Origin of the sequence: Actinosynnema sp. NPDC023794 (assembly GCF_040639675.1) — a bacterium.
In the GTDB taxonomy this organism is placed as follows: Bacteria; Actinomycetota; Actinomycetes; order Mycobacteriales; family Pseudonocardiaceae; genus Actinosynnema; species Actinosynnema luteola.
The window spans coordinates 1-1,184 of record NZ_JBFAFR010000102.1 but is presented as its reverse complement, the minus strand read 5'-3'; the positions used below and the strand labels follow the sequence as shown (position 1 = coordinate 1,184).

The window sequence follows — 1,184 nt, the reverse complement described above, 5'->3', positions numbered from 1 at the left end:
TACAGATCTTGAAAGACCAGGGTTGATCGCGTGGTTCTCGGCGTGTCCTGCGCGGTTGTGACCGGCATGGGGTCTACGCAGGGGTGATGAGGTACGCGGATGGTGGTGGCCTGTCCGAGCGGGGCAGGGCCAAACGCGAGCAGGTCCGGTTACAGGCGGCGGAGTGGTTCGGCCAGGACGTGCCCGTGGCTGAGATCGCCCGTCGGCTGCGGGTGTCGACCAACGCGGTCTACACCTGGCGGCGTCGATGGCGCGCCGAGGGCAGGGTCGGGTTGGCGTCGAAGGGACCGGGCGGGGCGTCGTGCCGGCTGGACGGGCGACGGTTGGACAGGCTGGCCGAAGCCTTGGAGCGCGGTCCGGCCGCGCACGGGATCGGCGGGGATCAGCGCTGGACCCTGGCCCGGGTCTCCGATCTGATCGCCCGGCTGTTCCGCACCCGCTACACGCTGCGAGGGGTGTCCTATCTGTTGCACCGCATGGGTTTCTCCCCGCAAGTGCCCGCGCACCGGGCGATCGAGCGCGACGAGCGGGCGGTCGTGACCTGGCGGCGGGAGACGTGGCCGGCGGGAAAACGGTAGCGGCGGAGCGGGGCGCCTGGCTCTGCTTCGAGGACGAGGCCGGACAGACATTGCGCCCGCCGAAAGCCCGCACCTGGGGAAGACGAGGACGGACTCCGACCGTGGCGGTGTCGGGCAAGGGGTCGGGCCGGGTCTCGATCGCCGGACTGGTGTGCGTCCGACCCGGGCACCGGCCTCGGTTGATCTACCGCACGGTGGTCCACCGCGGACGCAAGGGCGAACGGCGCAGCTTCGGCGAGACCGACTACGCCGCCCTGCTGGATGCCGCCCACCAGCAGCTCGACGGACCGATCGTGCTGATCTGGGACAACCTCAACACCCATACCAGTCACGCGATGCGCGCCTTGATCGCGGCCCGGGACTGGCTGCACGTGATCCGGCTGCCCGCTTACGCCCCCGAACTCAATCCGACCGAGCACGTCTGGTCACACCTCAAGCGCGGCCTGGGAAACGTCCTCGTCCACGGCATCGACCACCTGGTCTCGATCGTGAAGACCCGGCTCAAGAGGATCCAGTACCGGCCCGAGCTGATCGACGCCTTCTTCACCCATACCGGGCTGGACCTCGAGCCTGAACCGCCGTAATGCCAGCCTTTCAAGATCTGTA

Annotated in this window: 2 protein-coding genes; both read left to right on the top strand. The window is 68.8% G+C overall.

The window, feature by feature from the left end:
• Positions 1-86 precede the first annotated feature (86 nt).
• Positions 87-578 (top strand): winged helix-turn-helix domain-containing protein, encoded by a 492-nt coding sequence (locus AB0H12_RS45185; protein ID WP_499632970.1) that lies wholly within the window; start codon positions 87-89, stop codon positions 576-578.
• Positions 557-1,162: a transposase gene (locus tag AB0H12_RS45180; protein WP_499632967.1), complete on the top strand. Its 606-nt coding sequence runs from the start codon at positions 557-559 to the stop codon at positions 1,160-1,162. Before AB0H12_RS45185 ends, AB0H12_RS45180 begins: the two co-directional genes overlap by 22 nt.
• Positions 1,163-1,184 lie beyond the last annotated feature (22 nt).

Excerpts from the sequence above, each read along its gene's own strand:
- AB0H12_RS45185 (WP_499632970.1), top strand. The coding sequence starts at position 87 with ATGAGGTACGCGGATGGTGGTGGCCTGTCCGAGCGGGGCAGGGCCAAA.